The organism is Arthrobacter sp. A5, from assembly GCF_051131705.1.
Classification (GTDB): Bacteria; Actinomycetota; Actinomycetes; order Actinomycetales; family Micrococcaceae; genus Arthrobacter_M.
In genome coordinates, this window is sequence record NZ_CP180316.1 from 942,963 (window position 1) to 969,352 (window position 26,390).

Annotated in this window: 24 protein-coding genes; 10 read left to right on the forward strand and 14 right to left on the reverse strand. The window is 62.3% G+C overall.

Going from position 1 to position 26,390, the window contains the following annotated elements:
- Positions 1-162 precede the first annotated feature (162 nt).
- The 3 genes from ACLLJI_RS04280 to ACLLJI_RS04290 form a co-directional block, all read right to left on the reverse strand.
- Positions 163-1,437 carry an oligosaccharide flippase family protein gene (locus ACLLJI_RS04280; protein ID WP_434618319.1) on the reverse strand — a complete coding sequence of 425 codons (1,275 nt, stop codon included), beginning with the start codon at positions 1,435-1,437 and terminating at the stop codon, positions 163-165.
- A 244-nt stretch (positions 1,438-1,681) separates the two neighbouring features.
- Positions 1,682-3,061 carry a polysaccharide biosynthesis tyrosine autokinase gene (locus ACLLJI_RS04285; protein ID WP_434618322.1) on the reverse strand — a complete coding sequence of 460 codons (1,380 nt, stop codon included), beginning with the start codon at positions 3,059-3,061 and terminating at the stop codon, positions 1,682-1,684.
- 295 nt (positions 3,062-3,356) lie between these two features.
- Positions 3,357-3,941 (reverse strand): low molecular weight phosphatase family protein, encoded by a 585-nt coding sequence (locus ACLLJI_RS04290; protein ID WP_434618325.1) that lies wholly within the window; start codon positions 3,939-3,941, stop codon positions 3,357-3,359.
- 274 nt (positions 3,942-4,215) lie between these two features.
- Here ACLLJI_RS04290 and ACLLJI_RS04295 point away from each other — a divergent pair, with 274 nt between their 5' ends.
- The 7 genes from ACLLJI_RS04295 (at position 4,216) to ACLLJI_RS04325 (ending at position 9,751) form a co-directional block, all read left to right on the forward strand.
- Entirely contained in the window at positions 4,216-4,773 is a 558-nt protein-coding gene (locus ACLLJI_RS04295; RefSeq protein WP_434618328.1) for an alternate-type signal peptide domain-containing protein, read from the forward strand.
- Between the two features lie 100 nt (positions 4,774-4,873).
- A complete protein-coding gene (locus ACLLJI_RS04300) occupies positions 4,874-5,473 on the forward strand; it encodes a SipW-dependent-type signal peptide-containing protein (RefSeq protein WP_434618331.1) in 600 nt (199 codons plus the stop codon).
- 11 nt (positions 5,474-5,484) lie between these two features.
- Complete coding sequence (locus ACLLJI_RS04305) at positions 5,485-6,141, forward strand: signal peptidase I (RefSeq protein ID WP_434618334.1); 657 nt, start codon at positions 5,485-5,487, stop codon at positions 6,139-6,141.
- Complete coding sequence (locus tag ACLLJI_RS04310) at positions 6,138-7,103, forward strand: hypothetical protein (RefSeq protein WP_434618337.1); 966 nt, start codon at positions 6,138-6,140, stop codon at positions 7,101-7,103. Before ACLLJI_RS04305 ends, ACLLJI_RS04310 begins: the two co-directional genes overlap by 4 nt.
- A 65-nt stretch (positions 7,104-7,168) precedes the next feature.
- Complete coding sequence (locus ACLLJI_RS04315; RefSeq protein WP_434618340.1) at positions 7,169-8,065, forward strand: hypothetical protein; 897 nt, start codon at positions 7,169-7,171, stop codon at positions 8,063-8,065.
- Positions 8,066-8,216: 151 nt separating this feature from the next.
- Positions 8,217-8,777: an alternate-type signal peptide domain-containing protein gene (locus tag ACLLJI_RS04320; protein ID WP_434618343.1), complete on the forward strand. Its 561-nt coding sequence runs from the start codon at positions 8,217-8,219 to the stop codon at positions 8,775-8,777.
- A 131-nt stretch (positions 8,778-8,908) separates the two neighbouring features.
- Positions 8,909-9,751, forward strand: coding sequence for a response regulator transcription factor (locus ACLLJI_RS04325; RefSeq protein ID WP_434618346.1), 843 nt, complete (start codon positions 8,909-8,911; stop codon positions 9,749-9,751).
- 1 nt (position 9,752) lies between these two features.
- Here ACLLJI_RS04325 and ACLLJI_RS04330 read toward each other — a convergent pair whose 3' ends face one another.
- Positions 9,753-11,474: a sensor histidine kinase gene (locus ACLLJI_RS04330; protein ID WP_434618349.1), complete on the reverse strand. Its 1,722-nt coding sequence runs from the start codon at positions 11,472-11,474 to the stop codon at positions 9,753-9,755.
- A 52-nt stretch (positions 11,475-11,526) separates the two neighbouring features.
- Positions 11,527-13,245, reverse strand: coding sequence for an ATP-binding protein (locus ACLLJI_RS04335; RefSeq protein ID WP_434618352.1), 1,719 nt, complete (start codon positions 13,243-13,245; stop codon positions 11,527-11,529).
- A gap of 454 nt (positions 13,246-13,699) precedes the next feature.
- On the opposite strand from ACLLJI_RS04335, the gene ACLLJI_RS04340 reads away from it, so the two are divergent.
- A complete protein-coding gene (locus ACLLJI_RS04340) occupies positions 13,700-14,095 on the forward strand; it encodes an Hpt domain-containing protein (RefSeq protein ID WP_434618355.1) in 396 nt (131 codons plus the stop codon).
- 38 nt (positions 14,096-14,133) lie between these two features.
- Complete coding sequence (locus ACLLJI_RS04345; protein ID WP_434618358.1) at positions 14,134-14,505, forward strand: response regulator transcription factor; 372 nt, start codon at positions 14,134-14,136, stop codon at positions 14,503-14,505.
- 37 nt (positions 14,506-14,542) lie between these two features.
- Here ACLLJI_RS04345 and ACLLJI_RS04350 read toward each other — a convergent pair whose 3' ends face one another.
- From ACLLJI_RS04350 to ACLLJI_RS04370, 5 genes are all read right to left on the reverse strand, one after another.
- Positions 14,543-16,237, reverse strand: a complete 1,695-nt coding sequence (locus ACLLJI_RS04350) for a sensor histidine kinase (RefSeq protein WP_434618361.1) — start codon at positions 16,235-16,237, stop codon at positions 14,543-14,545.
- 82 nt (positions 16,238-16,319) lie between these two features.
- Complete coding sequence (gene nhaA, locus ACLLJI_RS04355; RefSeq protein WP_434618364.1) at positions 16,320-17,651, reverse strand: Na+/H+ antiporter NhaA; 1,332 nt, start codon at positions 17,649-17,651, stop codon at positions 16,320-16,322.
- Between the two features lie 511 nt (positions 17,652-18,162).
- On the reverse strand, positions 18,163-19,251 hold the full coding sequence (locus tag ACLLJI_RS04360) for an IS630 family transposase (RefSeq protein WP_434615129.1): 1,089 nt from the start codon (positions 19,249-19,251) through the stop codon (positions 18,163-18,165).
- A gap of 70 nt (positions 19,252-19,321) precedes the next feature.
- Positions 19,322-19,543: an SCO4848 family membrane protein gene (locus ACLLJI_RS04365; RefSeq protein ID WP_434618367.1), complete on the reverse strand. Its 222-nt coding sequence runs from the start codon at positions 19,541-19,543 to the stop codon at positions 19,322-19,324.
- 36 nt (positions 19,544-19,579) lie between these two features.
- Entirely contained in the window at positions 19,580-20,083 is a 504-nt protein-coding gene (locus tag ACLLJI_RS04370) for a DUF2505 domain-containing protein (protein WP_434618370.1), read from the reverse strand.
- A gap of 148 nt (positions 20,084-20,231) precedes the next feature.
- On the opposite strand from ACLLJI_RS04370, the gene mfd reads away from it, so the two are divergent.
- The gene (mfd, locus tag ACLLJI_RS04375) at positions 20,232-23,840 is read left to right on the forward strand and encodes a transcription-repair coupling factor (protein WP_434618372.1); all 3,609 of its coding nucleotides are present in this window, start codon (positions 20,232-20,234) and stop codon (positions 23,838-23,840) included.
- A gap of 66 nt (positions 23,841-23,906) precedes the next feature.
- Here the strand turns inward: mfd and ACLLJI_RS04380 are convergent, their stop codons facing one another.
- From ACLLJI_RS04380 to ACLLJI_RS04395, 4 genes are all read right to left on the reverse strand, one after another.
- Positions 23,907-24,038, reverse strand: a complete 132-nt coding sequence (locus ACLLJI_RS04380; RefSeq protein WP_434618375.1) for a hypothetical protein — start codon at positions 24,036-24,038, stop codon at positions 23,907-23,909.
- Positions 24,025-24,240, reverse strand: a complete 216-nt coding sequence (locus tag ACLLJI_RS04385; RefSeq protein ID WP_283559945.1) for a hypothetical protein — start codon at positions 24,238-24,240, stop codon at positions 24,025-24,027. Before ACLLJI_RS04385 ends, ACLLJI_RS04380 begins: the two co-directional genes overlap by 14 nt.
- Before the next feature lie 70 nt (positions 24,241-24,310).
- The gene (deoC, locus tag ACLLJI_RS04390; RefSeq protein WP_434618378.1) at positions 24,311-25,087 is read right to left on the reverse strand and encodes a deoxyribose-phosphate aldolase; all 777 of its coding nucleotides are present in this window, start codon (positions 25,085-25,087) and stop codon (positions 24,311-24,313) included.
- Between the two features lie 63 nt (positions 25,088-25,150).
- On the reverse strand, positions 25,151-26,344 hold the full coding sequence (locus tag ACLLJI_RS04395) for a YeiH family protein (RefSeq protein ID WP_434618381.1): 1,194 nt from the start codon (positions 26,342-26,344) through the stop codon (positions 25,151-25,153).
- Between the last annotated feature and the right edge of the window lie 46 nt (positions 26,345-26,390).

The following is a 26,390-nucleotide window of genomic DNA, read 5'->3' on the forward strand; positions in this document are numbered from 1 at the left end:
AATATAAGCGGCAAGAAATATCTCAGTCTGCATGCCATTACCCATGAAAACTGAGAGCTTTTTCGAGTACGTGCAAAAGTTCGAACACGTACAAAAGTAGGCGGCTGTATGAACCAATAATATTAGAATTATATTCAGTAACCTAGGGGCCGCGCGTAAGGCCTAAGGAACTGATGATATTAGAATGGGCTCGGAGTTCCGTTTGCGACGAACATATAACAGCACGTATATCCACAACAAAAGTGCCAAGAGAACTTCGCATAACAAGGTAGAAAACACTGCGCCCCAGATGCCAATTATAGGAATGAGTAGGAAGTTCAATGTGGTGTTAATAACGGCGATGACTCCTTGCATACTTGTCCTGTACGCCTGGTGACCGCTGCCGGTCAAGGCATCCGCTGCAAGGAAAGAGATCCCTCGCAACAATAGGAGGGGCGCTAGAGCTCTGACGATCTCAACCGCGTGGACGTAGTCCTCGCCCAATATTATTGGCGCCAGCGGTGCTGCAAAAAAAGCTCCCAGAGATGCCACGGCACCGTAAGTGAGCACAAATGGAAGAATTTTGTACGTGACTCCTATGGCCGACCGGAGCCCCTTCTCGCCCTCTCGAAAATAGTGTGGGTAGGCCGCGGCCGCGAAAGACCTTATTGGAACATATGCCACGTCAATAATTCTGTACGCGGCCGAATAGTAACCCGCGCTCGCGACCGATCCAATCTTGGCAAGCATAATTTTATCTATGTCGTTATACATATTTTGTGACGCAAGGGCAATGGAATAAAGCAGCCCCTCTTTCGCGTCCTTCCGACTTAAACTTAACCCACGTTTAGAAGAGCCGAGTTTCACGGTGGTGCGGACAGTGACAACGATAGCTAGGGGGGCTGTCGCAAGAAGAAATAGACACGACCAAACATCTAAGGAAGTGCTACCCAATACCAACCACAAGATCATGGCCGCTAGGAGGCGAAAGAGATTAGTCATAGATGGTAGAACAACGAGCGCCTTGCTCCTTCCGAGTGCCTGCCATAAGCTCCCGTTGACTTCGATTAACTTCAAACCGACTAAATCGGCGATACAAATTTCGAAAAGTGCAATCCGAGATACCCCAGGAGGTGTTACGAAGCCGCCAAATAGAGCCAAAAGGATCGATAGAACTATCCCTCCAATAATTGTGTAAAAGACTGCTCTCTTCCATGCGGACCTTGCTGTAGATGGCTCCCGGGAGACCATTTTCACCATTAAGGTATTTGTACCGATACTGCTGAATGGTGCGATGAGGGCGGCGAGGGCCAGCGCCGCTGCGAACGTACCGTATCCACCTGCCCCGAGCATTCGGGCGAGAACTATAAAGTATGCAGTTTGCAATACGAGGCGAGAAAATTGTCCTGCTAGGAGGGCAGGAACATTTTTTCGCAAGGACATGCCGCTTATTGACATAGTGACTCCCTCCTGTCTATCAATGAGCTATCTCTCCGACCATAGGCAGGCCTGTGATGCCCGGCTATGTTAGACGAGTGACTAGTCGGTGCTTTAGGCAGGCCATGCAATACTTCGGAACTTATGGAGTCGATGAGAGATGGTTGGCTGCTATTTTTTGTACCGTGCCATTGTCACCATCAGCGAGCTAGCCGACATCCGCTGTGGCTTCTCGCCTCTTGAACCCATAGGTTCAAGCTCCCCCTCATGTAGCGGATCCAGTAGGAGATAGTTGGTTCTCGTGGCTGTAATAGCTGTACGCGTATGCGTCGGGGCCTTTGCTCGGGAGCCTGTTCAGGACGACGCCGATGACGTTCGCGTCCACCATGTTGAGGGCTGCCAGCGACTTCTGAAGGTCGGCTTGTTTGACCTTCTGGCTGCCGATAACGACGATGACGCCGCCGACGTGTTGCGAGAGAACCGCTGCGTCGGTGACGGGCAGCAGAGGGGGAGCATCGATTACGACGGCATCGAAGGAGTTCTCAAGTTTGCGAACGAGCTGAAGCATTTCATCGGAACCGAGGAGTTCGCTTGGATTGGGAGGTATCTGTCCTGAAGTTAACACGTACAGTTCGTCTTCGCCCCACGGCTGCAGCAGATCTGTCAATTCTGCGCTGCCGACAAGTGCTGTGGTCAAGCCTGCGTTGCTTTCAAGACCTAGGTATTCGCCCACCATCGGACGGCGAAGGTCGGCATCGACCAGTACGACCGTTTGGCCGGCTTGCGCCAGTGCTATGGCCAGGTTGGCAGCCGTGGTGCTCTTGCCTTCTCCTGGCAGCGATGAGGTGACGAGCACGGCACCCGTTTTTTGACTAATGTTGGCAAATTGCATGTTGGTACGTAGCTGGCGGAATGACTCTGCGCGTGGGCTTTGATTGGCAACCTGAGTTATCAGCGGTTTTTTGACGGCGTCCTGATCAAAGGCAATGCCGCCAAGGATGGGAGCGTCTGTTACGCGGCGGAGATCTGACTCACCGCGGATGCGGTTATCAAGAGTGGTCCGCAGAACCGCCGCTCCTAGGCCCAGCGCGAGTCCGACCAACAACCCGAGGGCCAGATTCAGTTTTGTGTTAGGGCTCGAAGGCGCCGCCGGAGCTGAGGCCGGAGTGATAATCGACAGCTTGACTGGAGACTGGGAACTGGTGTCAGGCCGTTCGAGGGTATCCACTGCTTTGATGAGACTGCTGCTGACCGCCTGGGCGATGGCTGCCGCCTGGACGGGGGAACCGTCAGCGACGGAGATGGTGATGAGGACGGTGTTCAAGTCAGTGGTTGCCTTGATTTTACCGGCCAGCTGAGAGGCCGTCATGTCCAGGCCTAAGCTGTCGATCGCTGGCTGCAGAACAACGGGAGTCGCTACAGTCTTAACGTAGGACTGCACCCGCGCCTGGCTGAACGTATTGCCCTGCTGGAGCTCCTGCACCGTTCCGGAGTTCTGGATGGCCACAAAAAGCTGCGTTTCCGCAGTGTAGGTGGGTTTGACTAGGTAGGACGCCGCGGCCCCGGCCAACAGTCCCACGAGCGTGATGCTAAGTATCAGGATCCAGCTACGGCGGACAATGCCTAGGTAGTCTTTTAATTCCACAGGTATAGGCCTTTCTGAGACAGCAGTAAAAGTCGCTGCGGTACACAGCCCCCGTACATCATACGGTTAAGATCGGGGGCCGGGAGCAAGGCGCGGCGTCGTCGAAGGCGCAGTGTCGCTTAGGCGGAAGCCGCGTCGGGGGAACAGTCGGAAGCATTCGCCGCGGATCCGCTGCGTAAGGCTACGCGGAAGAATCGGCTTCCCCTGACCGGGGTCGCTGAGCGTGCTGCAGATCTCCAACTGAAGGTGCCTGCCGCGGCAGTTGCCTTGCTGCGCTGACGCGGCCCTTTAGCACTCAGCCGTACTGCTGCTCCCATTCGATCAGCGTCCGGACGGCCGGGGTGAGTTCGCGCATCATCTGCTGATAGACGTGATCATCACGGCGGTAAGGATCGACGACGTCGTCCTCTTTAGGATCCACGGCGTGCCGGGTACGTGCCCGCAGCGCGCGGGTCAGCGCTGACCGCCAACGAGCCGCGGGGTCCGCGGGAGCAGCCCCGGACTCGCCGGGGACCCCCGGGAGGATCCTGGCGAGTTCGCGCAAGGTAAAGGTCTTCTTCAGCAGGGCCGGACTCAACGTAACGATGCGGCTGCGGTGTTCCCTGCTCAGGGCCAGGACCAAATCCTGACCCTGCAGGATCTCCGCCGTGAGCTGCCGGGAGACGAAACCCTCCGCGGAGGCACCAAAAACCTGCACATAGCCCTCGATCTGCGGATCCATGGCGGAGCCCACCAGCGCTCCGGTCCCGGCACTGCGGACGGAAAAGCTTCCAGGGGAGGCGGCGTCGAGTCCGTGCTGCAGGAGACGTTCAGTCATGGGGGAGCGGCAGATGTTGCCGGTGCAGACGGCAAGGATGCGGAATGGAGCCTGGGAGGTCATGCGTCCAACCGTACCGCGGGCGGCACAGCGGTTAGTGTTGCGGCTTATGGGGGCGCCGACGGATAGATGAACGAATGGGGGGACGGCACTTTGTGCTGTTCTTGAGGATTTCTTGTCAAGGTCTTGAGGCTTCGCCGGTCTTGCGGAAAGGTTGCGTTTTTCTTCCGCGGATCTTCCGGATTTGCGGGGCTTGTTCTTATGGCTCCCGCTGGATAGTTGTACTCATCAGCGGGAAGGCCTGCTGAGCAAGACTTTCAAACCAAGGGGTTTCACCATGAACAAGATGGCCAAAGGCGCAATCGCAACCGGTGTCGGCGTAGTTCTGCTGGTTGGCGGTGGCGGCACGCTCGCTACCTGGAACCAGGCACAGAACGCCTCGATGGGTTCGGTTGTTTCCGGTGACCTGAACCTTGAGGTTAACAGCGCAACCAACATCGGCAAATGGACGAACTCCGCCGGCACGGTTGTTGACGTCAAGGCTTACAAAGTGGTTCCCGGGGATACGCTGACCTACACGCAGGACCTGAAGGTGACCCTGACCGGAGACGAGATGACCGCCAAGCTTGCCGTGACCGGTACGGGAGCCAACACCAGCTTTCTGGACAAGAACGTCGTGGTGGCTCCCACCACCATCAAGGATGGCGTGAAAACCATTGCTGCGGACGACGCTCTGACGCCTTCGGTCAACGGTCACGTGGTAACCGCCTCCACTACCTTCACGTTCAAGACCAGCACGGACGCCCGCGACAGCGCCGGCGCGAAGGCGTACGACTTCAACGGCGTGGGCTATAAGCTGGTGCAGCAGGCACCGCCTGCCGCCAACGCCTCCTAGCACGACCGGCCAGCAGGGCCGCCGACCGGATCTGAAGAAGTGAAACCCCGGCGGTGTGCTCGCGCAATGCCGGCACACCGCCACCCCTTCCGGAGAGTTTATGCATACCCCACGAGCACTGAAGGCGGCCGGCTTGGTCCTCGCCGCCGTCGTGCTCGGCCTTTTGACGGTGCAGGGAACCTACGCTTTGTGGAACGCAGCGGTGAACTCCAATGCCGGAACGGTGCAGGCAGCGGATTTCCGCGTCAGCCTCAACGATACCCAAACGAATACGACCATGGATATGACGCTGGCCAACGGTACTCCGGACGGGAGGCCAGCGACTATCGCCCTGAGCACGACGCCCATCGGTGTGGTAATCCCGGGGCAGTCCGTCTACGCGGGGGTGCAGCTGGGCAATGTCACCAATGCGGGTGGAGACTTTACGATCAAAGCCAGTGCGGGCGCACCGGGTAAAACCGATACCGCGGGAAGCGGCGTCGCAGCCCTTCTGAGCGTGAAGGCCGTTGCCGCCTCCACCTTGGCGCAGTGCCAGAGTGCCGCCCTGTACGCCAACGCGCCGGCCACAGCCTCTGTGAGCATTGCCAAAAACGCGAGCGCCGTTCTTTGCTTCCAGGTCACCCTGGCCGTCAATGCGCCCGGAAGCCTGCAGGGTAAGAGCGCCAGCATTTCCATTCCGCTCACCGTCGACCAGCTCTGAGAAGGAACGCCATGTTCAAGACCCACCGGGCCGTTGCGGTCGCCGCTGTTCCTGACGGCAGCGCTGTTCCTGCCGGCAGCGCAGCTCCTGACCGCAGTTCCGGCCCTCGTCGCGGCGAAGTGGTCCGAAGCCCCGCTGGAAAAGCGGTGCGGTTCGTTGGCCGCTCGATTGCTCTGGTCGTCCTGGTCGTGGCAGCCCTTGCGGCACTGGTGCTGATCCTTATTCCGCTGGTCACCGGTTCCCAGACCTTCACGGTGCTGACCAATTCCATGGCTCCGAAGTATGCGCCCGGGACGTTCATGGTGGTGAAGCCTACGCCCTTCGCGGACTTGCGGGTCGGGGACATCATTACATACCAAATCGAATCAGGTAAGCCCGCGGTGATCAGCCACCGGATCGTATCCGTCAGTTCCACGCAAAATGGCGAGCGGGTCTTCACCACCAAGGGCGACAATAATTCCCTGGAGGACGAAGCCCCGGTCCATGAGGTTCAGGTGCGCGGAAAGCTGCTTTACGCCGTGCCCTATGTAGGTTTCGTGGCAAATGCGGCCGGCCAGGTGAACCGCGGCGCGCTGGTGCCGATAGGCGGGATGGCGCTGATTGCGTTCGGTGTCTTCACCACCATCCGCGGGGCGGTAACCAAAAAACGCACCCGGGCTGCAGCATGAGCCAAGAGGATCTGACGACGACGACGACGACGACGGCGACGACGGGGGCGGCGGCAGCGACGACGACGACGTTCGTCCAGCGCCGCCGTCGTCGTGCCGTCCTTCGTGTGCACGGTGCTGCATCCGCGCTGGCCCTGGCGGTGGTGACCGTGTCCTTGGTGGTTCTGCCCACGGCACCGGCCCGGGCAGCAGAGAACAACCTGCTGCTGAGCATCGACGGCAAACACTACGCCGAACAGGCGATCGGACCAATCTTTTCCGGACTTGGTGGATACGTCCCCGGCGCGTCACGCACCGCCGGCATCTGGGTCCTCAATAACAGCGCTGACGCCACCACGCTATCCATTGCCGCAGTGAGCGGGGCTGGAGATGCTGATCTGGCACGGAATCTGGGCCTGCAGGTGCAATCCGGCTCGTTGAAATCGGCCGACATGGCGCTCGCCGCTGCCGGCGGGTGTACCGAGGTCATGTCCGGCTGGAGTCTGCAGCCCGGGCAGGCCATGCACCTGGAATTGGTGTTGGATCTGCGGCTGGGGGCATCGAATGAAACGCGCTCGCAAAGGGCCAATTTTGACGTGGTCTTTCTGCTGCAGGACATCACCCCCAGCGTGCAGGCGCTGAACGCCTGCGCTGCCGCTGGCGCCGGAACCACTGTCCCCGGCCTAGGTGCACCGGGCGGTGCTGGCGCAGGGATAGTTCCAGGCACAAGCATGAAAGTGGGCAGCCGAGTCCCCGCGGGGGTCGGCGCGGCGGCAGCAGGCGCAGCCACCGCAGGCGTGGACGCCCGCGGTGAGCCCCAAGACGTTTCCCCGCACCAAGAATTTGCCGGGACTACGTTCGAACCCGTTGGTTTGCAAAGCAATGTGGTGGTCAATAACCCCTTTTGGGCCGTTTTTGTAGTGCTGGCTACGCCGGCTTTTTTGCTGACTAGCGCTGTACGGAGACGGAGAAGGAACGCATGAGCGACCAAATGCCAGGCCCGGACTGGCCAGGTCAACCGCCGGCAGCCTGCGGCTGGACGGCAAGGATGCGGGCCCTGCCTGGCTTCACAGCCGCGGCGGTGGCGTTCGCCCTGGTGGTCTTCATGGGAGCCGGCGCAGCCATTGCGGTCGCGATGTGGCAGCAAAGCGCTACCGCGACGATTGCTGTGACAGTAGCCGCCGTTCCGACGACCCCCACACCCACGCCAACCCCGGCAGCGCCAGCCAGCGGGCGTGTGGTTATTGCTCCGGCTCTGGCCACCCGGCCGGCAACTATCGTGCCAGATACCGTGAGCTGCGCATCCGTCCGTCCCCAAGCAGAGTTGGCCGGCGCCACGGCGGCGGATATCAGATTCTCGTGGCCGGCCTCCGCCAACGCCACCGTTTATCGTGTGAGCGTGACGTATATTGGTGCCGGATACTCCTACGCCACCACGCAGAACGTGAGTTCGAGTCAGGCGGTTTTCACTCTGGACCGCACACTGGCTTCCTACGGCAGATACAGCGTACGGATTCAGCCGATGAATGGGACGACGGCTGGGGACGCATCCTACAGAACATATCAATACGCCCCGGGGCAATCCGATAATTGTTACTACTTGGACCCAGCAGGGCGCTCGCCGCTGCCGACCCCCACCATCGGACCTTATTCCGTAGCCCAGGGAACTACGGAATCAGCCGTAACGTTCACTTGGACCAAGTCCACTGGAGCCACCAGTTATGTGCTGACCCTGACGTCGAAGTCCTGGACGTACGGAACCGAGGTGACGGTGGACGGTCTAAGCGCCACGCTCACGTTCCCGTGGACGGATTCCGACGCCAAGGCCGCCTATTTTGCCGATTACACCCTGCGGATTCAGCCGATGCAGGGGACTCTGGCGGGGGATCCTGTGTACCGGACGTTCCAGTACTACCGGTGGGGTCAGGGAATGTATTCAAGTTGAGGCCGTCGTGAGGAAATCTTGCGGAAAGGTTGAGGAGTTCTTCCGGGGATCTTCCGGATTTTACGGGTTCGTTCTTGAGGTCCCTGCCGGATGGTTGTCTCTATCAGCGGGAAGGCCTGCTGATGAGGATCAGGAACCAAGGGGCTTCACGATGAACAAGATGGTCAAAGGCGCAATAGCCACCGGCGCGGGCGTGCTTCTCATGGTGGGTGGTGGCGGAACTCTCGCCACCTGGAACCAGGCGCAGAACGCCTCGATGGGCTCTGTTGTCTCCGGCGACTTGAACCTGGAAGTCAACACGGCCACGGACAAGGGCCACTGGACCAATGCGTCCGGAACTACCGTTGATCCCGCAGTTTACAAAGTGGTTCCCGGCGATGTCCTGACCTATACGCAGGACCTGAAGGTCACGCTGACGGGCGACTTGATGAAAGCCAAACTCAGCGTCACGAACGCGGGCGCCAACGCAGGCTTCACCCCAGCCAGTGTCGATGTGTCGGCAACCGCGCTCAAAGACGCGACCGCACTCAAGCCGATTACCTCGGGCGATGTCCTGACCCCGTTGGTTAACGGACACGTAGTGACGGCCTCGACTACCTTCACGTTCAAAACGTCCACCACGAATCGTGACAGCGTCAATCAGACTTATAACTTCGGCCCGGTTGGCTACAAGCTGGAGCAGCAGGCTCCGGTATCGGCGAACGCACAGTAACCTCGTTCCAGACCACCACCGTTTAACCCGGAACACGTACCAACCGTTATACTACGATGCGGTGTGCTTACGCATAGCTCTTGCCGGTCTCAAATGAATTGCCGGGATTAAAAGAATCGTGGGGGTAGGGGATGAACGGTCCTCGGGTAGCTGTTATCATCGAGGACGATCAGGATATCCGTGAACTGATTGAAGTGGTCCTGAATCAATCCGGATTTGAGGTCCATGCCGTGGATCGGGGTGCCGCGGGGGTGAAAGCAGTTCGTGAGTATTCGCCGACGATCATCACTCTCGACCTAGGTCTGCCCGATATCGATGGATTTGAGGTGGCGCGTCAAATCCGGCTGTTCAGCGACAGCTATATCATTATGCTGACGGCCCGGGCAGAGGAGCTGGACACGCTGATGGGGCTGGAGTCCGGGGCCGACGATTATCTGACCAAACCCTTCCGGCCCCGCGAACTGCGAGCCCGCGTCAGCGCCATGCTCCGCCGCCCGCGGCAGGGGGGTGAGACATCATCTGCCGTCGACAGCCGGCCGGCCAAGACCCTGCCTGACAGCGCTAACGGTGCAGATGCCCTCGCTCCAGGGGACACCGACGTGGCGGCTCCCGACAGGGCCGGAGACAAAACCGACGCCGCCGATAGGGATTCAGGCAACCTGCTCCACCACGGACTGCTGCTGAACGGGTCAACCCGATCGGCCGAAGTGGACGGAGCCGAACTGGAGCTGACTCGCACCGAATTCGATCTTTTGCACGCGCTGATGGAAAGCGGCAAGATGGTGCGCACGAAGGCGGACCTGGTGCGCCGGCTCCGTGACGATGACTACGATACGGGTGGGTACATCAGCGACGCGGACGAACGCACCATAGAAGTGCACATGGGCAACCTTCGCCGCAAGCTGGGAGACGATCCCAAGGCGCCGCGATGGGTGAAAACTATCCGGGGTGTGGGTTACCGCTTGGCGCCCTAGGCTAAGTGGCCAGCGTGCCGAGGGTCGGTGTCAGACCAGGCACGCAGGGTGGCGGTGGCGTTTCCAACGGAAGCGTGACCGTGAAGACGGCTCCTGCTGCCGGACGGCTGGTCAGAGAGATAGTACCGCGGTGGGCCTCGACGATGCTCCGGCTGATGGCCAGCCCCAGTCCAACGCCCGGAATCGCGGCCTTGCGGACGGAATCTGCACGGAAGAACTTCGCGAAAACCTCGCGCTGATCCGCCTCCGAGATGCCCATGCCGGCATCGTCGACCTGGAATGCAACGTTCCCACCGGCGGTCCAGGCGCGCACGGTAATGGTGCCGCCGTCCGGGGAATACTTGATTGCATTGGACAGCAGGTTATCGAGCACTTGCCCCATCCGCTGCGGATCGATGAAAACATGGAGCCGCTCGGGCAGATCCGCCGCCAGCTCGACTCCGGCTTCCGCGGCCCGCGGCCGCGCGGAATCCAGGCTGACAAGGATGACGCCGACCAGGTCACTGCTTTCCTGCTTGACGCTGATTTGAGCTGCCGCTGTTGAGAGCAGATCCGAAACCAGCTGCAGAAGCCGCTCCGAGTTCCGCACGGCCGTCTGGAGGGAAGCTGCGGCTCCCTCTGGCAGCGCCGCCTCGTCCTCCAGGACCAGATCGAGATATCCCAGGATCGAGGTCAACGGGGTACGCAGCTCGTGCGAGACGTTGGCAACGAAATCGTCCTTCGTGGCCAGGGCTGTGACCAGATCCGTCACGTCATTGAAGGCCACGACGTGGCCTACCAGAGCGCCGTCGTCGTCCCTGATGGCACGCGCAGAGGTGGTCAGGGCGCGCTGCTGCTTTCCTACGCCCACCCAAATGAGATGATCCGAGAAGGACTCTCCGAGAATAGCGCGCCGCATCGGGCGCAGGTCCGCTGGCATCGGAGTGACACGATCGGCACCGAAAATGAGCAGTTCCGCTTCGATGGGGTCTTCGACCCCTTCCGGCGTGGCGCGCCGGTGGTAGGCACGCTGCGGGGTATTGGTCAGGAATTTGTGGCCATCCTTGTCCACGGCCAAGACGCCCATCTCGACGGTGTTAAGGACGGTGTCCAGGAGTTTCCCTCGCCGGTTGCTGTCCCGCAGCGTCTGCTGCAACCTCCGGTCGTTCTCTTCGAACGCCCGCTGTTGGGTCGTGGTACTGAGGTCCACGACAGAGGCGGCGATACTGACGCAGGTCAGAACTACCGGGATGAGGAAGGGCACGGCCAGGGCACCGGCCGTAACCGGACGTCCGGAGGTAAAAACCGGGTACCAGACGATCAGCAGCGGAACGAGGAAGCTGATGATCCGGGCCGCTCGCGGGGCTATACCCGACCAGGCCAACCAGAAGACCGGGAAGATGGCGAGCAGACTGACATTTATCGCAGCATTGCTGGTGTTGCTGTGCAGAAGCCCGACCGCGACGAAGTCCGCCAGCGGGATCACCCAGTATGTGCCCTTCGGGGATCGCTCCCATGGAACGAGCAGGCAGACCGCCGTCAGGACGGCCAGTAGAACCAGCCCGCAGAGAAAACCCGGCTTAGCAAAATCTTCCGGATGGACGACGGCGACGACGGCGGCAACGATTGCGGTGCAGAAAACCAGTGGCGATTGGCTCAGGAAAAGTCTCTCGGACAGCCGCAATTCATGGAATTGTCTGCGCAGGCTCAGGGTGGCGATGGCCCGCGGTAGTACCGTGAACATAGAAACCCGTTCCTGCTATGTTGATAAGTTCCGGTTAGTTGATAAGTTCCGGTTAATAGAATAACGGCGGCGCCGGGACTGATCGACCAGTGGTCGCAGGCTCTGCCCACTCTGTCGATGTACGCAGTGGGATGGTGAAGCCAATCGTGGTGCCCACGCCTGGCTCGCTGCGCAGATGCATGGTGCCGCCGTGGTTTTCGACGATCGTCTTGGTGATCAGCAGCCCCAAGCCGACGCCGGGAATGGCCCGGTTCAGCGCCGGTCCGGCCCGGAAGAACCTGCTGAATGCCGCAGATTGCTCGACGGTGTCCATGCCCATGCCATGGTCCTGAACTTCGCAGATCACCGAATCGTTCTCGGTATGTGCACGGACGATAACGGTGCCACCGTCGGGCGAGTACTTAATGGCGTTGGAGATGAGATTATCCAGCACCTGGCCGATCCGTCCGACATCGAGCGTGGCGTACAGCGGCTCCCGAACGTTGTTGACCAGGATTACGCCGTTCTCGGCGGCAGGCGGCCCGGCCGAATCGAGGCTGTCCTCGATGATGTCCGCCAGATTTGTCAGACGCGGTTTAATCGCCATGGTCCGTGACGCTGTGGAGAGCAGGTCGGTAACCAGTGTCAGCAGGCGCTCCGCATTACGTTCGGCCACCTTCAGATACTGGACGATTTCCTTGGTCAGACTGCTGGGGTCATCCAGCGCCAAGCTCAGATAACCCAGGATGGACGTCAACGGAGTACGCAGCTCATGAGAGATGTTGGAAACGAAGTCGTCCTTGGCCGTGAGCGCCGCTACCAGCTCCGTCACGTCATAAAACGCCACCACTGAACCTGCCGCACGCTCGTCGACACCGTGGATGGGACGGGCCGTGACGGAAAGTGCGCGGGATTCCTTGCCCTGTCCCACCCAGATGAGGACCTGGGAGAAGGTCTCCCCCTGGACGGCCCGGGCCACCGGGCGTTCGGGCGGCGTCAGGGGGGTTCGACGATCCGCAGCGAAGATCAGCAGATCCTTTTCGGCCGGGTCCGTTTCACCGGAGGGAGCGGCCAGCTGATGGAACAGACGCTGCTTGCGGTTCATCAGCACGTCGTGTCCGTCCGCGTCCACGGCCACCAAGCCAACGCTGACCGTGTTGACGATGGCATCAAGAAGGCGCTCCCGGTCGCGGCTGGCCGTCAGGGCCTGCCGCAGCGCCGAGTCCTTTTCCTCCAGCTGCTCCCGTTGGGCGTCCATGCTGGTGGTCATCACCGCAACGGTAATGGCGAAAGCCAGCATCATCAGCGGCAGAATCATCGGACGGCTCAGCTGGTCAGCGGTGGTGGGACCGGGGGCGAGAAAGATCGGAATCCAGACCATCAGCAGCGTCGCGAGCGTGCCGCCGATGACAGCCGCCCTGCGGGCAACGCCGGAGGCAGCGAGCCAGAAGACCGGAAACAGCGCCAGCAGACCCACGCCCGACAGGGAATTCATACTGCCCTCACGGGAGAATCCCAACGCAACAAAGTCCAGGCAGGGAATGACGAGGAAGCTGGGGTGGGGCAGGCGGCCCCATGGGATGAGCAGGCAGGCAAGCAGCAGCACGACCTGCCCCCATAGACCGATCTGGAAGAGCGAATTCTCCAGTGCGTCGGGGCGGAACACCGCCGCAAGACCCCCAACGAGTGCCATGGTGATGGTCAGCGGGAGCTGCGTGAGCACTACGCGGACACGCAGGCTTTGCTGGTAGAAGTAGCGGGTAATCAGCGCATTGGGTCCGGTTTTACTCACGAACTTCACTCACAACGGGTCCTTTTCCACACTGATCCGACACACACCCGACCCTTTCGGCACAGCATTTCAAAAAGTCAACGCACCACAACATCGGCGCAGCTCAATCATAAAGCACCACAACCGCGCTCTAACGGAGAAGATATGAGCGTTACGCCGGCATAAGTTGAAAGCGATATCAGGCGAGCGCCATGTCGCGGCGCAGGCGGCGTCCGGGACGGCTTCGCGGGTGGCGCCGTTTCCGGTATTGCCAGTGAAGGAAAATTGTTGCGGTAATCTTGCGGATTTCCTGACCGTCTTCGTGGCATGCGCTTGAGGTTTGACAGGCAATATGGTTCTTGTTGGCGGACTCACCACGACTGTTCCCCTTCGCCAACCTCCCGGACTGGAAAGATCACCATGACTGCAACGCGAAAGTCCGTTTCTCCACGGCACCGGGTGGTGGAGACCATAAATGCTTGAAGGGACCGATGCTCATGCAGTTCAACCCGTCTTCGAATTGTCGAGCGTGGCAAGTCTCTGTGAGGAAACGCAGAACGACGACGCAGTGCAACGTTTCATTTCAACGTTCCTGGTTCTGCTGCCTGGCCGCGTCAGCCGGATCCTCCATGCCCTTCGCGCACAGGACTCCGCGATGGCCATGGAAGCCGTATTAAGCCTCAAGATCACATCCGCGATGATCGGCGCGCTTCGCATGGAGCAGCTCTGCCGTTGTATCGAAACAGCGTTGGTTTGCGGAGATTACGCTGCGGCGGAAGGTGCCGGTGCTGGTATGGCGGGGAACACTCCTGCGCTGGCTTTCGCCCTGGACGCTCCGCTGCCTGGGCGTGCAATAGTCATGTCAGCATAGGCTGTCCCCTACCAATCAGCCGCTACAGAAGGAGCCCGGTGAGGGTGCGTCCAATTGCCGTCGTGATCGAGGATGAAGCGGACATCCGCGAACTGATCTCCCTCATCCTGGCCCAAGCAGGTTTTGAGGTCCACACTGCCGCAACCGGGATCGAGGGCCTCGCCGCCGTGCGTACCTGCCAACCCTCGGTGATCACAGCGGACGTCGGTCTGCCGGATAGCGACGGGCTTGAAGTGACACGGCAGATACGTCAGTTCAGCAACGCCTATATCGTGCTCCTCACGGCGAGGTCGGAAGCCATCGACATGCTGCGCGGTCAGGAATCGGGCGCCGATGACTACCTGACGAAGCCTTTCCGTCCACATGATCTGCTCGATCGGATTGCCGTCGCCAGGCACCGGAAGGCATAGGCGCGGCCTGAGCCGGGCACGTAGACCACTAAGCGGGTCAAACCCCCAGCGGCAGCCGCAGGACCGCCGTCGTGCCTTCTCCCGGCGCGCTGAGCAACCGAATGGAACCGCCGTGGCGGTCCACGATGGATTTGACCACGTTGAGCCCTAGACCAAAGCCCTTGGCCTCGGAATCGCGGACGGTGGGTGCGCGGAAGAACTGTGTGAACACATGCTCCTGATCCTCTGCGGCGATGCCGATTCCCTGATCTTCGATCTCGATGACTGCCTGACCAGCGGCTTCGTCCGGATAGCAGCGGACGGTGGTGGTCGTTCCCGGGCGGCTGTATTTGACGGCATTGGAGAACAGATTGTCCAGCACTTGGCAGATGCGCTCCGGATCGACCAGTGCCACGAGCGGACCGCTGGTTTCATTGATGATGCCGATTGACCGGGCCTGCGCGACGCGGGAAATGGACTCGACGGCGTTGTTCAGGACGGCAGTGAGATCCATCCGGACCGGAGCGATGCTCAGGGTGGACTCCGCCGAGGACATCAGATCCTGCACACGGGTCCGGAGCCTGTTGGCGTTGCGCTCGATGATGTCCAGTTCCGGCCCGGGATCGACATCCGATTCCTCCAGCCGTTCGCGCAGCAGATCCGTGTAGCCCAGGATGGAGGTCAGCGGGGTCCGCAGCTCATGGGATACGGAGGCGACGAACCCGGTCTGTGCCGCGGTGGCCTCCATCAAAGCGGTCACGTTGGCGAAGGCGACGACGAACCCCGCGGTCCCCGCATCGGCGTTCCGGACCGGACGCGATGTCGCATAATAGGCGAGCCGGCGGCCTTGTTCCTCGGTCCAAAAGAGGTAGTTGCTGTAGACCTCGCCGCGGTTGGCCCTGGCGATTGGGCGGCGCTCCGGCGGTATCGGGGTCAGCCTGTCCGATTCGAACATGACTTTCGTTCCCTCGCCCATCGCCTCCCATTCCACCCGTGGTGCGCCGCGCTGCTGTGCCAGCTGTGCTGCCTGCAGTTCCTCTGCAAGCCCGGCGTTGTTGGTCAGCACCGTGTTGCCTTCGGCGTCCACGGCTACGACGCCGACCTCCACGGCGTCGAGGATGGACTGCAGCAGATGGCGCTGTTCGCCGGTGCGTGCAAGGGCAGCCATCAACCGGGAGGTCGCGGCGCGTAGCCCCCGGGTCTGGGCTTCGAGCCGGCCGGTAATCACGCTGACGGTCAGGCCGACGCCGCCCACCACCACCGGGAGAAGCACCAGACAGGCCCACTGCTGCGAGGTGACCGGCGATCCGGCCAGCAGAAGCGGAACAACGACGATGGCGGCGGTGCCAGCTGTGCCCACCGCAACGCCACGGTACCTATCCGACGTCGCCAACCAGATGGCAGGAAAAACAGCCATCAGGCCGAGCACATCCAGCACCGATTGGGACCCTGCCCGGGCCAGTCCAATGGCCAGCAGTCCCAGCATCGGCAGCAGCAGTGGAGCGTTCCGTGGGAGCCGCTTCCAGGGCAGCAGGGCAGCCAGGACCATGGCGGCGAAGAGCACGAGGTAGCCGGTGGCAAAAAAGGGATCGTCAAAGAGCTGGGGATAGAAGGTGCCGAAGACTGCACCGGTCAGTATCATCGGGACGGCCAGTGGCAGCAGGCGGATCAGCGAGGAATACCGTCCACGGCCGCCCACCAGCAACATAGCCAGCGGCACATCCACCTCTGACATAGGGACCATGGAGCTCATGCCTGCAACCTTTGAGAGAACGGTGGGTGGACAGGCGGAACGGCCGGCTCCCGGCTCCTGCCTTGGGTCACACTTTCTTGAGTCACACTTTATCGAAAACGTCCGGGACGCCGTCGCCGTCCTGATCCGCAGCCTCCAGCAGCGCGATGGTGCGGTAGTGCCGGTTCCGGATGCGCAGTACGACGGCGGCGAGCAGCGCCGAGACCAGCGAACCGATCAGAATCGCCACCTTGGCATGGTCGTTGTGGGCGGAGTCCACACCGAAGCTCAGCTCGCTGATCAGCAGCGAGACAGTGAACCCGACGCCGGCCAGCAGCGCCAGGCCGGCCACATCGATCCAGGCCAGGCCGTCGTCGAGCTCTGCCTTGGTGGTTTTGGTGACGATTAAGGTAGCGCCGAAAACCCCCAGTGCTTTCCCTGCAACCAGCGCCACCACGATGCCGACAGCCACCGGGTCGGTAACGGCAGACTTCAGTCCATCCGCGCCTCCGATCGCGACGCCGGCGGAGAAAAAAGCGAACACGGGCACAGCTATCCCCGCGGACAGAGGACGGATCCGGTGTTCAAAGTGTTCCGCCAACCCGGGGCCGGCCTCGGGACCGCCGTTTTTGCGTGAGCGCAGCACCGGCACGGCGAACCCGAGCAGAACGCCGGCCACCGTGGCGTGGATGCCGGAGGCATGAATCAGGACCCAGACCGCCAGCGCCAGCGGCACCAGCAGGTACCAGCTGCGGATACGTTTCTGCACCAGATAGGTGAAGGCAGCGAGGGGGACCAGCGCGAAGGCCAGCATCTCAAGGTGGAGCTCTCCGGGGTAGAACACGGCGATGATGGCGATCGCCATCAGATCGTCCACCACGGCCAGGGTCAGCAGGAAGGTGCGCAAGGCCGCCGGAAGGTGGGTGCTGATGACCGCCAGTACGGCCAGCGCGAAGGCGATGTCCGTGGCGGTGGGGATGGCCCAGCCGCGGAGCGCCTCCGGTCCGGCGGTGAGGTTGACCACGGTGTAGAGCACCGCGGGAAGGGCCACCCCGCCGGCGGCGGCGGCAACCGGTACGGCGGCACGGCTTGGGTTCCGCAGGTCCCCGGCCACAAATTCGCGCTTGAGCTCCAGCCCGGCAACGAAGAAGAAGATGGCCAGCAGGCCGTCCGCCGCCCAGTTCCCCAGTGGCAGGTTCAGATGCAGGAAATCCACGCCAACGACGGTGTCGCGGAGAGCGAAGTAGCTGTGCGAGGCGGCGGAGTTCGCCCAGACGAGGGCGGACACCGTGGCGATGAGCAGCAGCGCTCCGCCAACGGTCTCCTTTCGCAGGATGGCGGTGATCCGCAGTTGTTCGGGGTAGCTGGACCGGCTGAAAATGCGGGCCGCGGGACGTTTCCGGCGGGAATGGGCGGGAGGAATGGATGCTGACATCAGCGGTTTCTCACAATCGGAGGGAGGGTACGGCAAATCGATTGCCGACCAGACTTCCCGGCGCACCTGGTTCCATGCTACCGGAGACCGAAGTGAGGCTGCGGAGACCGAAGTGAGATGGCGGGAGACGAAGCAGGACTGCGGGGACGACCGTACGGTGGGCGCGCCCCGGACTAACCTACCGGAAGGTAATGCTGAGCACACGCAAGCACCCATTTCCGGGGAAAAATGGCCCACGGCGGAGACAGAGCCGGCCAATGTCAGGGACGTCCAACGCCATGTGCTCCTGATTCACCCGAACGCTGCTGTGCGGCGGACGGTGGCGTCGGAACCTATGCTGGCCGGGCTGACGGCTGTGCCGAGACTGACTGGGGGAGGGGTGATAGCGGACTCGGTGCTGGGGCGCGGAACCACCATACCCGTCCGCCTGCCGTCGCCTCCCCCAACTAGGTCGCAGCAGGTGCACTCAAAACGAGATTTGGGTGCACCTGCTGCGACCTAGTGTAGTGTCTCAGTTTTGTTTTGTGGCTTGGAGGGCTACGCGTCCGCGGCGGACTTTTTCGATGATGGAGTCGGCGGTCGCTGTCCAAATCAGCGGCGTGGGGTTCTCGTTGTTGACGCGGATGTAGGCTTCGATTTTCTCGATTAAATCCGGCACCGAGTGGAAGACCCCGCGGCGCAGTGCCCTCTCCGTGAGGTCCCTGAACCAGCGCTCCACCAGGTTCAGCCAGGAGGAGGAGGTTGGGGTGAAATGCAGGTGAAACCGCGGGTTCTTCTCCAGCCACGCTTTCACGTTCGAATGCTTATGGGTCGCATAGTTGTCCACTATGAGGTGGATTTGAAGGCCCTTGGGGACCTCCTTCTCGATGGTTTTTAGAAACCCCAGGAATTCATCGTGCCGGTGCTTGGGCACGCAGGATCCCAGGACCTTTCCCGTGGCGACCTCCAAGGCCGCGAAGAGCGTGGTGGTTCCGTTGCGCTTGTAGTCATGCGTTACGGTCTCGGCCCGACCCCTGACCATCGGCAGGGACGGTTGGGAACGGTCAAGAGCCTGGATCGAGGTCTTCTCATCCATGCAGAAAACCATCGCGTTCTCCGGCGGATTCAGGTACAGCCCGCACACATCAATGAGCTTCTCGTCAAAGTTCGGATCGGTGGAGAGCTTGAACGTCTTGATCAGGTGCGGCTTCAGCCCACGTGCCGCCCAAATCCGCTGCACCTGCGCCGGAGACACACCGACACGTGCCGCCATGGACCGCACCGACCAATGCGTCGCACCCTCCGGTTTGGAAAACCGCGTCAATTCAACGATTTCGGCGATCTTCGACTCCGGGATCGCCGGCTTGCGCCCCCGCCCCTCCTTGACCTTGCCGAACTCCTTCAGCCCTTCCCCTACGAACCGGGCACGCCAAGCCCGCACCGTCGCCGGGCTTACACCCACCACCCGGGAGATCCACTCGTTAGCCAGGCCCTCGGCAGCCATCAGGAGAACCTGCGCCCGCTGCACCTCGCGATGTGAAGCAAGCCGAGACTTGGACAGGGCCTCCAAGACCTGGTGCTGGGCGTCGGTGAGGGTCAATGCGGGAGCTGGATTCGACATGTTCCCAGCTTAATCCACAAGTCATAAACTATTTTGGAGACACACCACTAGTTGGGACGGGTAGCGGGGGTCAGCTGACCAGCGCGCGGATACCGATCACGGCCGTGGCCAGGCCCAGCACCATGGACGTGGAGACGAGCATCAGGTGCACCGTCAAAAAGCGCGTGGCCTTGCCCGCTTCATCGCGCGCCTTCGGATCTTTGAGAACGCGGCGCATGAACTGCGGCCAGACGATCAAAGACCAGAGACCGGCAAGGATCAGCACAATGGACAGGGGTATGGGGAGTTGCACGAGGGGGTTCTCCAAAATCCGGGGGACGGGATGGTCTTAGGCGGGGTGGTTTTCCAGCCAGCTCCGCGCATGGGTGGACTGCAGGTTCAGGGCCTTGCCGATCATTGGTTCGGCGGCTTCGGCAATTTTGGTGCCGAGGAAAGGCATGGTCGAGGTGACGGTCCCTTCCAGGTCCACGCGGCTGCCTGCGCCTTCTGTTACCAGACGTTCGACGGCGGTGACCGTCAGGGGTGCGCCGGAAACGGTCAGCGTGAGGTCAACCGTGCGGGAGCCGTCGGCTTCCGGGACCGACCAATCCTCAAGCTGGGTGACGGTAATGGACGCGCCGACAAATTTTTTGGCCAGATCCGGCAGCCGATTTGTGGGCAGGGTCCGGACGGTTTTCGTACTGAACGCGGAATCCAACGCGCCGTTCCGCTCAAAGGACACCAATTTCCCGCCCACTGATTCACTGCTGCTGCGGATGAAATCCTCGTCCGTGAAGACTTCCGTGACCCGGTGGACCGGGTGGGGCAGGTTGGTCGTTGCGCGGAGCGCCATGTTTCCTCCGGGATGGCTGAGCGGTGGTTGGGCAGATTTCAGGATACAGGCCGGGCGGCTGCGCCCTCCGACGCGTAAGCTTGAGGCGTCCCCGGGGTTCTTTACGAACGTCGGGCTGTTGTGTTGTGCCTGCCGAGGAGAAACATCCATGAGCCTGAACGGTCTGCGAACTGCCCTTGTCGACGATCCCGCCTTCGCGCGGGTCCGTCAATATGCGGCCAGGCCGCACGCCGACCGCAGCCAGGATCTCCAGTTCGGCGCGCCGTCGGGTCTGCGCGCCGCGCTGCTGGCTGAGGTGGCCGAGGGGCTGGCGGACGTCCCCGGGCCGGAGGGACGACCCGGCGTTGTGCTGGCGGTGACCGCGACCGGACGCGAAACCGAGGATGTCGCGGCGGCGCTGCGTGCGTTTCTGCCCGCGGACGCGGTGGCGGAATTTCCCAGTTGGGAAACGCTGCCGCACGAGCGTCTTTCGCCGCGCTCGGACACGGTGGGCCGCAGATTGGCTGTGCTGCGCCGGCTCAGCCACCCGCAGCCAGGTGAAAACCTGCAAGTTGTGGTGGCTCCGGTCCGGGCCGTAGTGCAGCCGCTGGTGGCAGGGCTCGGCGACCTGTTACCGGTCACGGTGTCGGTGGGTGATGAGGTCTCCTTCACGGATCTGATTACGCGCCTTGCCGGTGCCGCCTATGCCCGGGTGGACATGGTCACTCACCGAGGTGAGTTTGCGGTCCGGGGCGGCATTCTGGACGTTTTCCCGCCCACCGAGGACCATCCGATTCGGGTGGAATTCTTTGGGGATGAGGTGGAGCAGATGCGTTGGTTCGCCGTGGCGGACCAGCGCTCACTCGCAGCGGAGGGCATAGTGCACCCGACGACGCTATACGCGCCGCCGTGTCGGGAAATCCTGATCACACCCTCGGTGATGTCCCGGGCCGCACTCCTCAAGGACAAGATGCCCGCTGCCGCGGCCATGCTGGAAAAGATTGCCGGCGGCATTGCCGTGGAAGGGATGGAGTCCCTGGCTCCGGCACTGGTGGATGGCATGGTGCCGCTGACGTCGCTGTTCCCGGCCGGGTCCGTGGCCGTGGTAGTGGAGCCGGAGAAGGTCAGGGCGCGCGCTCACGATCTGGAATCCACGAACGAGGAGTTCCTGGAGGCTGCCTGGTCCACGGCGTCCGAGGGGGGTGTTGCTCCGCTGGACCTCGGCTCGCAAGAAGGATTGGATCTGGCGGCGGCAAGTTTCAAATCCCTTGCCCAAACCCGGGCCAGTGCGCTCGCCGCCGGCGTGAGCTGGTGGTCCATCACCTCTTTCAGCACGGATGAGGATCTGCTGCCGGACATCGATGTGCTGAACCTGCCGGCCCGCGAACCGCGCGGATACCAGGGGGACGTGGCAGAGATGATGGAGTTCATCGGCTCCAGGGTCCGCGATCAGTGGCGTGTGGTGGTGGCGACGGGCGGCCCGGGACCGGCTCAGCGGCTGGCCGAATTGTTCCACGACGCCAACATCCCCGCGGCCCGGGTGGACAGTCTGGACCGGCCGCCGCAGGCAGGCATTATCGAGATCACTACTGCCGCCGTCGGGCGCGGTTTTGTCTTTGACGGATTGAAGCTGGGGCTGCTGACCGAGGCAGACCTGCTGGGGAAGAACTCGGTCAGTTCGACCCGCGACATGCGCAAGCTGCCGTCCAAGCGCCGCAATGCTGTGGATCCGCTGCAGCTGCGCGCGGGTGATTTTGTTGTCCATGAGCAGCACGGTGTGGGCAAATTCGTGGAGCTGATCCAGCGGAAGGTCTCGACCAGTGCCAGCGGGGGCGCGGGGCTGCGGGAGTACCTGGTGCTCGAATACGCGCCGTCCAAGCGCGGTGCACCGGGGGACAGGCTCTTCGTGCCGACCGATCAGCTGGACCAGATCACTGCCTATGTTGGCGGCGATGCCCCCGCGCTGAGCAAGATGGGTGGCTCGGACTGGGCCAGCACCAAGAACAAGGCGCGCAAGGCCGTCAAGGAGATCGCCGGCGAGCTGATCCGGCTGTATTCGGCCCGGATGGCGACCCGGGGGCATGCCTTCGGTCCGGACACGCCCTGGCAGCGCGAGCTGGAGGAGGCGTTTCCCTACGTGGAGACCCCGGACCAGCTGACCACAATCAACGAGGTCAAGGCGGACATGGAGAAGGAAGTCCCGATGGACCGGCTGGTCTCCGGCGACGTGGGCTATGGGAAGACCGAGATCGCGGTTCGCGCGGCGTTCAAGGCCGTGCAGGACGGCAAGCAGGTGGCGATGCTGGTGCCGACGACGCTGCTGGCACAGCAGCACCTGGAGACTTTTGGCGAGCGGTTTTCCGGCTTTCCGGTGCGGATTAAGCCGCTGTCCCGGTTCCAGACGGCGAAGGAATCCAAGGAAACCGTCGAAGGTCTGCGCAGCGGAGCCGTGGACGTGGTGATCGGCACGCATCGGCTGCTCTCCAAGGAGGTCCAGTTCAAGGATCTGGGGCTGGTGATTGTTGATGAGGAACAGCGCTTCGGGGTGGAGCACAAGGAAGAGCTCAAGAAGATGCGCACCAATGTGGATGTGCTGGCGATGAGCGCGACGCCGATTCCCCGCACGTTGGAGATGTCGCTGACCGGAATCCGGGAGACCTCCACGCTGGCCACGCCGCCCGAGGAACGGCATCCGGTGCTGACCTATGTGGGGCCATATACGGACAAGCAGGCCTCAGCGGCGATACGGCGCGAGCTGATGCGCGAGGGACAGGTGTTCTTTGTGCATAACCGGGTGTCTTCGATAGATCGGACCGCCGCGCATATCCGTGAGCTGGTGCCGGAGGCGCGGGTGGCGGTGGCCCACGGGCAGATGAGCGAGTCCCGGCTGGAGCAGATCATTGTCGATTTTTGGGAGAAGCGCTTCGACGTGCTGGTCTGCACCACGATCATTGAGACCGGGTTGGATATCTCCAACGCCAACACGCTGATTGTGGACCGGGCGGATAACTTCGGCCTCTCGCAGCTGCATCAGCTGCGCGGTCGGGTGGGACGCGGACGCGAACGCGCGTACGCCTACTTCCTGTACCCGTTCGACAAGCCGCTGGGCGAGGTGGCGCTGGAGCGGCTCAAGGCCGTGGCGGCGCACAACGAGCTCGGTGCCGGGATGCAGCTGGCCCTCAAGGACCTGGAAATCCGCGGTGCCGGTAACCTGCTGGGCGGGGAGCAGTCCGGGCATATTCAGGGTGTGGGCTTTGACCTGTACATCCGGCTGGTGGGCGAGGCCGTGGCGGACTACCGCGGCGAGTCCGAGGAACGTCCGGCGGAAATGAAGATTGAGCTGCCGGTCAACGCGCACCTGCCGCACGATTACGTGCCGGGGGAGCGGCTGCGGCTGGAGGCCTACCGCAAGCTGGCAGCGGCGGCGACGGAGGAGGCCATCCAGGAAGTACTGGCCGAACTGACCGACCGGTACGGGGAGCCGCCGGCAGCGGCACTGAACCTGATCGCCGTCGCCCGATTCCGCGTCGCGGCGCGCGCTGCGGGGTTGACCGACGTGGCGCTGCAGGGCAATTTCATCAAATTTGCGCCCGCGCAACTGCCCGAGTCCAAGCTGATGCGGCTGCAGCGGATGTACCCGGGATCGATAATGAAGAATGCGCTGGACGCCGTGCTGATTCCCAAGCCGAAAACCGCGCGGATCGGCGGTCGGGACCTGGCCGACGCCGAGGTGCTGGCCTGGGCGCAGGGTGTGCTGGAGGCGATCTTCACGGAATAGTGGCGTCGGTTTCTCCCTCATCGGGCCGGCAATGCATTGCCCGATAGCAACCCGCCGGCCGCATCACTACTGAAGCGCGGGCGACCCGAGCGGACCGGGACCGGCGCTGCGGTTGGTGGTGGCGCCGTCGTCGTTCTGCCGGACGTCGCGGTTCTGCCGGACGGCTACTGGTTGGGCCGGACGGCTACTGGTTGGCACCCGAGTCGGATTTATTCAGCCAGGTCAGGGGGATGACCAATGCCACGAAACACAGCCCCAGCGCGATTGCCATGGGCAGGGCGTTCTCCAACGACAGAAAGGACATTGCGAAGATGCCGCCGAGGAAGAGCACGAAGAAGATGGCGAAGAGAATAACGCTCTGAACGAGACTGTTCTCACGCTCTTGCGCACGGTTGGACATAGTTCCTCCTGGCCCCCTAGGGGGTGTAATTGGGCGCCGACTGCACCGGCTAACGGTTCTGCCTAAAAGCTTAGTACGATCCCGCGGGATGCCCGTCATCGGTCACTGGATCCGCTGCCGTGCCGCCCGCACCGGCAGCGCCATGGCTCAGGTCGTAGGCTTCTTCACGGACAATGGCGACGCCGGCGCTGGCGCCGATTCGGGTTGCGCCCGCGTTGATCATGGCGCGTGCGTCGGCAAGCGTACGGATCCCGCCGGAGGCCTTGACCCCCGGCCCCGGCCCAACGGTGGCACGCATCAGAGCCACGTCCGCGACGGTGGCGCCGCCTCCGTTGAAACCGGTTGACGTCTTGACATAGTCCGCCGCGGCTTCGACGGCGGCGCGGCAGGCCACCACCTTCGCCTCGTCGGTGAGGAGGGACGTTTCAATAATGACTTTCAGGATCGACTCGCCGGCATGCACCTCTTCGGCGACGGCGGAGATGTCCTCCACCAGGGCGCCCTTGTCCAACGCCCGCGCCGAGGCGATATTGATGACCATGTCGATTTCATCGGCACCGTCCAGGACGGCGCCGCGGGCCTCGAACCTCTTGACATCGGTCGGCGTGGCACCAAGCGGGAACCCAATCACCGAACAGGTGAGCACACCGGTGCCCTTGAGCGCGTTGTGCACGGTCTTGACCCAGATCGGGTTCACGCAGACGGACTTGAACCTGTGTGTGACAGCCTCCGCGCAGATTTTGAGCACATCCGCCTCGCTGGCCTCCGGCTTCAGCAGCGTGTGGTCGATGTACCTGGCCAGTTCCGAGGTGGGGGCGCTGGCCGGTGTGCCGGGGAGAGAGGTCATGGTGCGGCCTTCCTGTAGGAGTTCGTTAGCTCAATGCTCCCACGGCGGACCGACAGTTCCGGCTCAGCTGACCAGCAGGACGCCGGTCAGGGACGTGGTCGCCGCAAGCACAGTGGAAGCGGCCGCGAGGACGAACGGTTTGAACCCCACGGCCCGGAGTGATTTAAGGTGCACGCCGGTTCCAAGAGCGAACATGGCAGCCGCCAGCAGCGAGGTTTGGCCCGCGCCGGCAATAGTCAGCACCGCGGACGGAACAAGTCCGGTGGATCGGATCAGCATCATCACGATGAAGCCCAGGACGAAGAGCGGCATGATCGGAGGGCGGCGCGAGGTGCTGTCCGTCTGGCTCATGGACCGGCGGCGGCGCATGCTGACCACGGCCATAACCGGCGCCAGCATGAGAATGCGTGCCAGCTTGACGATCACCGCCACACCGAGTGCGGCGCCGCCGATCGCTCCACCCGCCGCCACCACCTGCGCCACTTCGTGGATGGAACCACCGGCCCACATGCCGCCTTGTTGATCGGAAAGGCCCAGGAATCCGGCGGCGAAGGGAATAAACGGGATCATCAGCGTTCCGAAAATCACCACCAGGGCAATGGCTGTCACCACCTCCTGCTCATCCTCGGTTTCGATCACCCCATCCACCGCCGCCACGGCCGCCGCACCGCAGATGGAAAATCCGCAGGCAATCAGCAGGCGCTGCGTGGGGCTGATGCCCATCCATTTGCCGAGCAGCAGGGTACCCAAAATGCCGATGCCGACAATACCGACGACCACCAGGATCATTCCTGCACCGAGCCCGAGGATGTCCCCGAGCAAGAGCTGCAGGCCCAACAGGACGACGCCGGCCCGCAGGAGAGTTCTGGCAGCAAACCTGAATCCCGGGTCCAGTACGGCCGGTAACCGGACCACATTCCGCAGCACCGCGCCCAGAACGATGGCGATCAGCAGCAGGCTCACGGTCGGGACGAACCGGCCGATTCCCATCGCGGCCAGCACGGCGGCCGCGCAGACGCCTAGGCCAGGTGCCACAGCGCGGAACCAGCGGTAGCCGGCGCCCGTGAAGGTAGTCCGGCGGGAAACCGAATCTGCACGGGGATCGGTAACCGCACCCGAAGGCTGATCGGAAACCTGGCCTCGTAGTGGATCCGAAGGCGGATCGGAAACCTTGCCTCGTAGTGGATCCGAAGGCAGCGGATCCGAAAGCGAAGTGTCAAAGGTCGCGGGGGTGGTTGTTGTTTCTGTCGTATCCATATCTTCGATGCTGCCAGCGCCCGGGCCGACCCGGTAGCCGCCAATG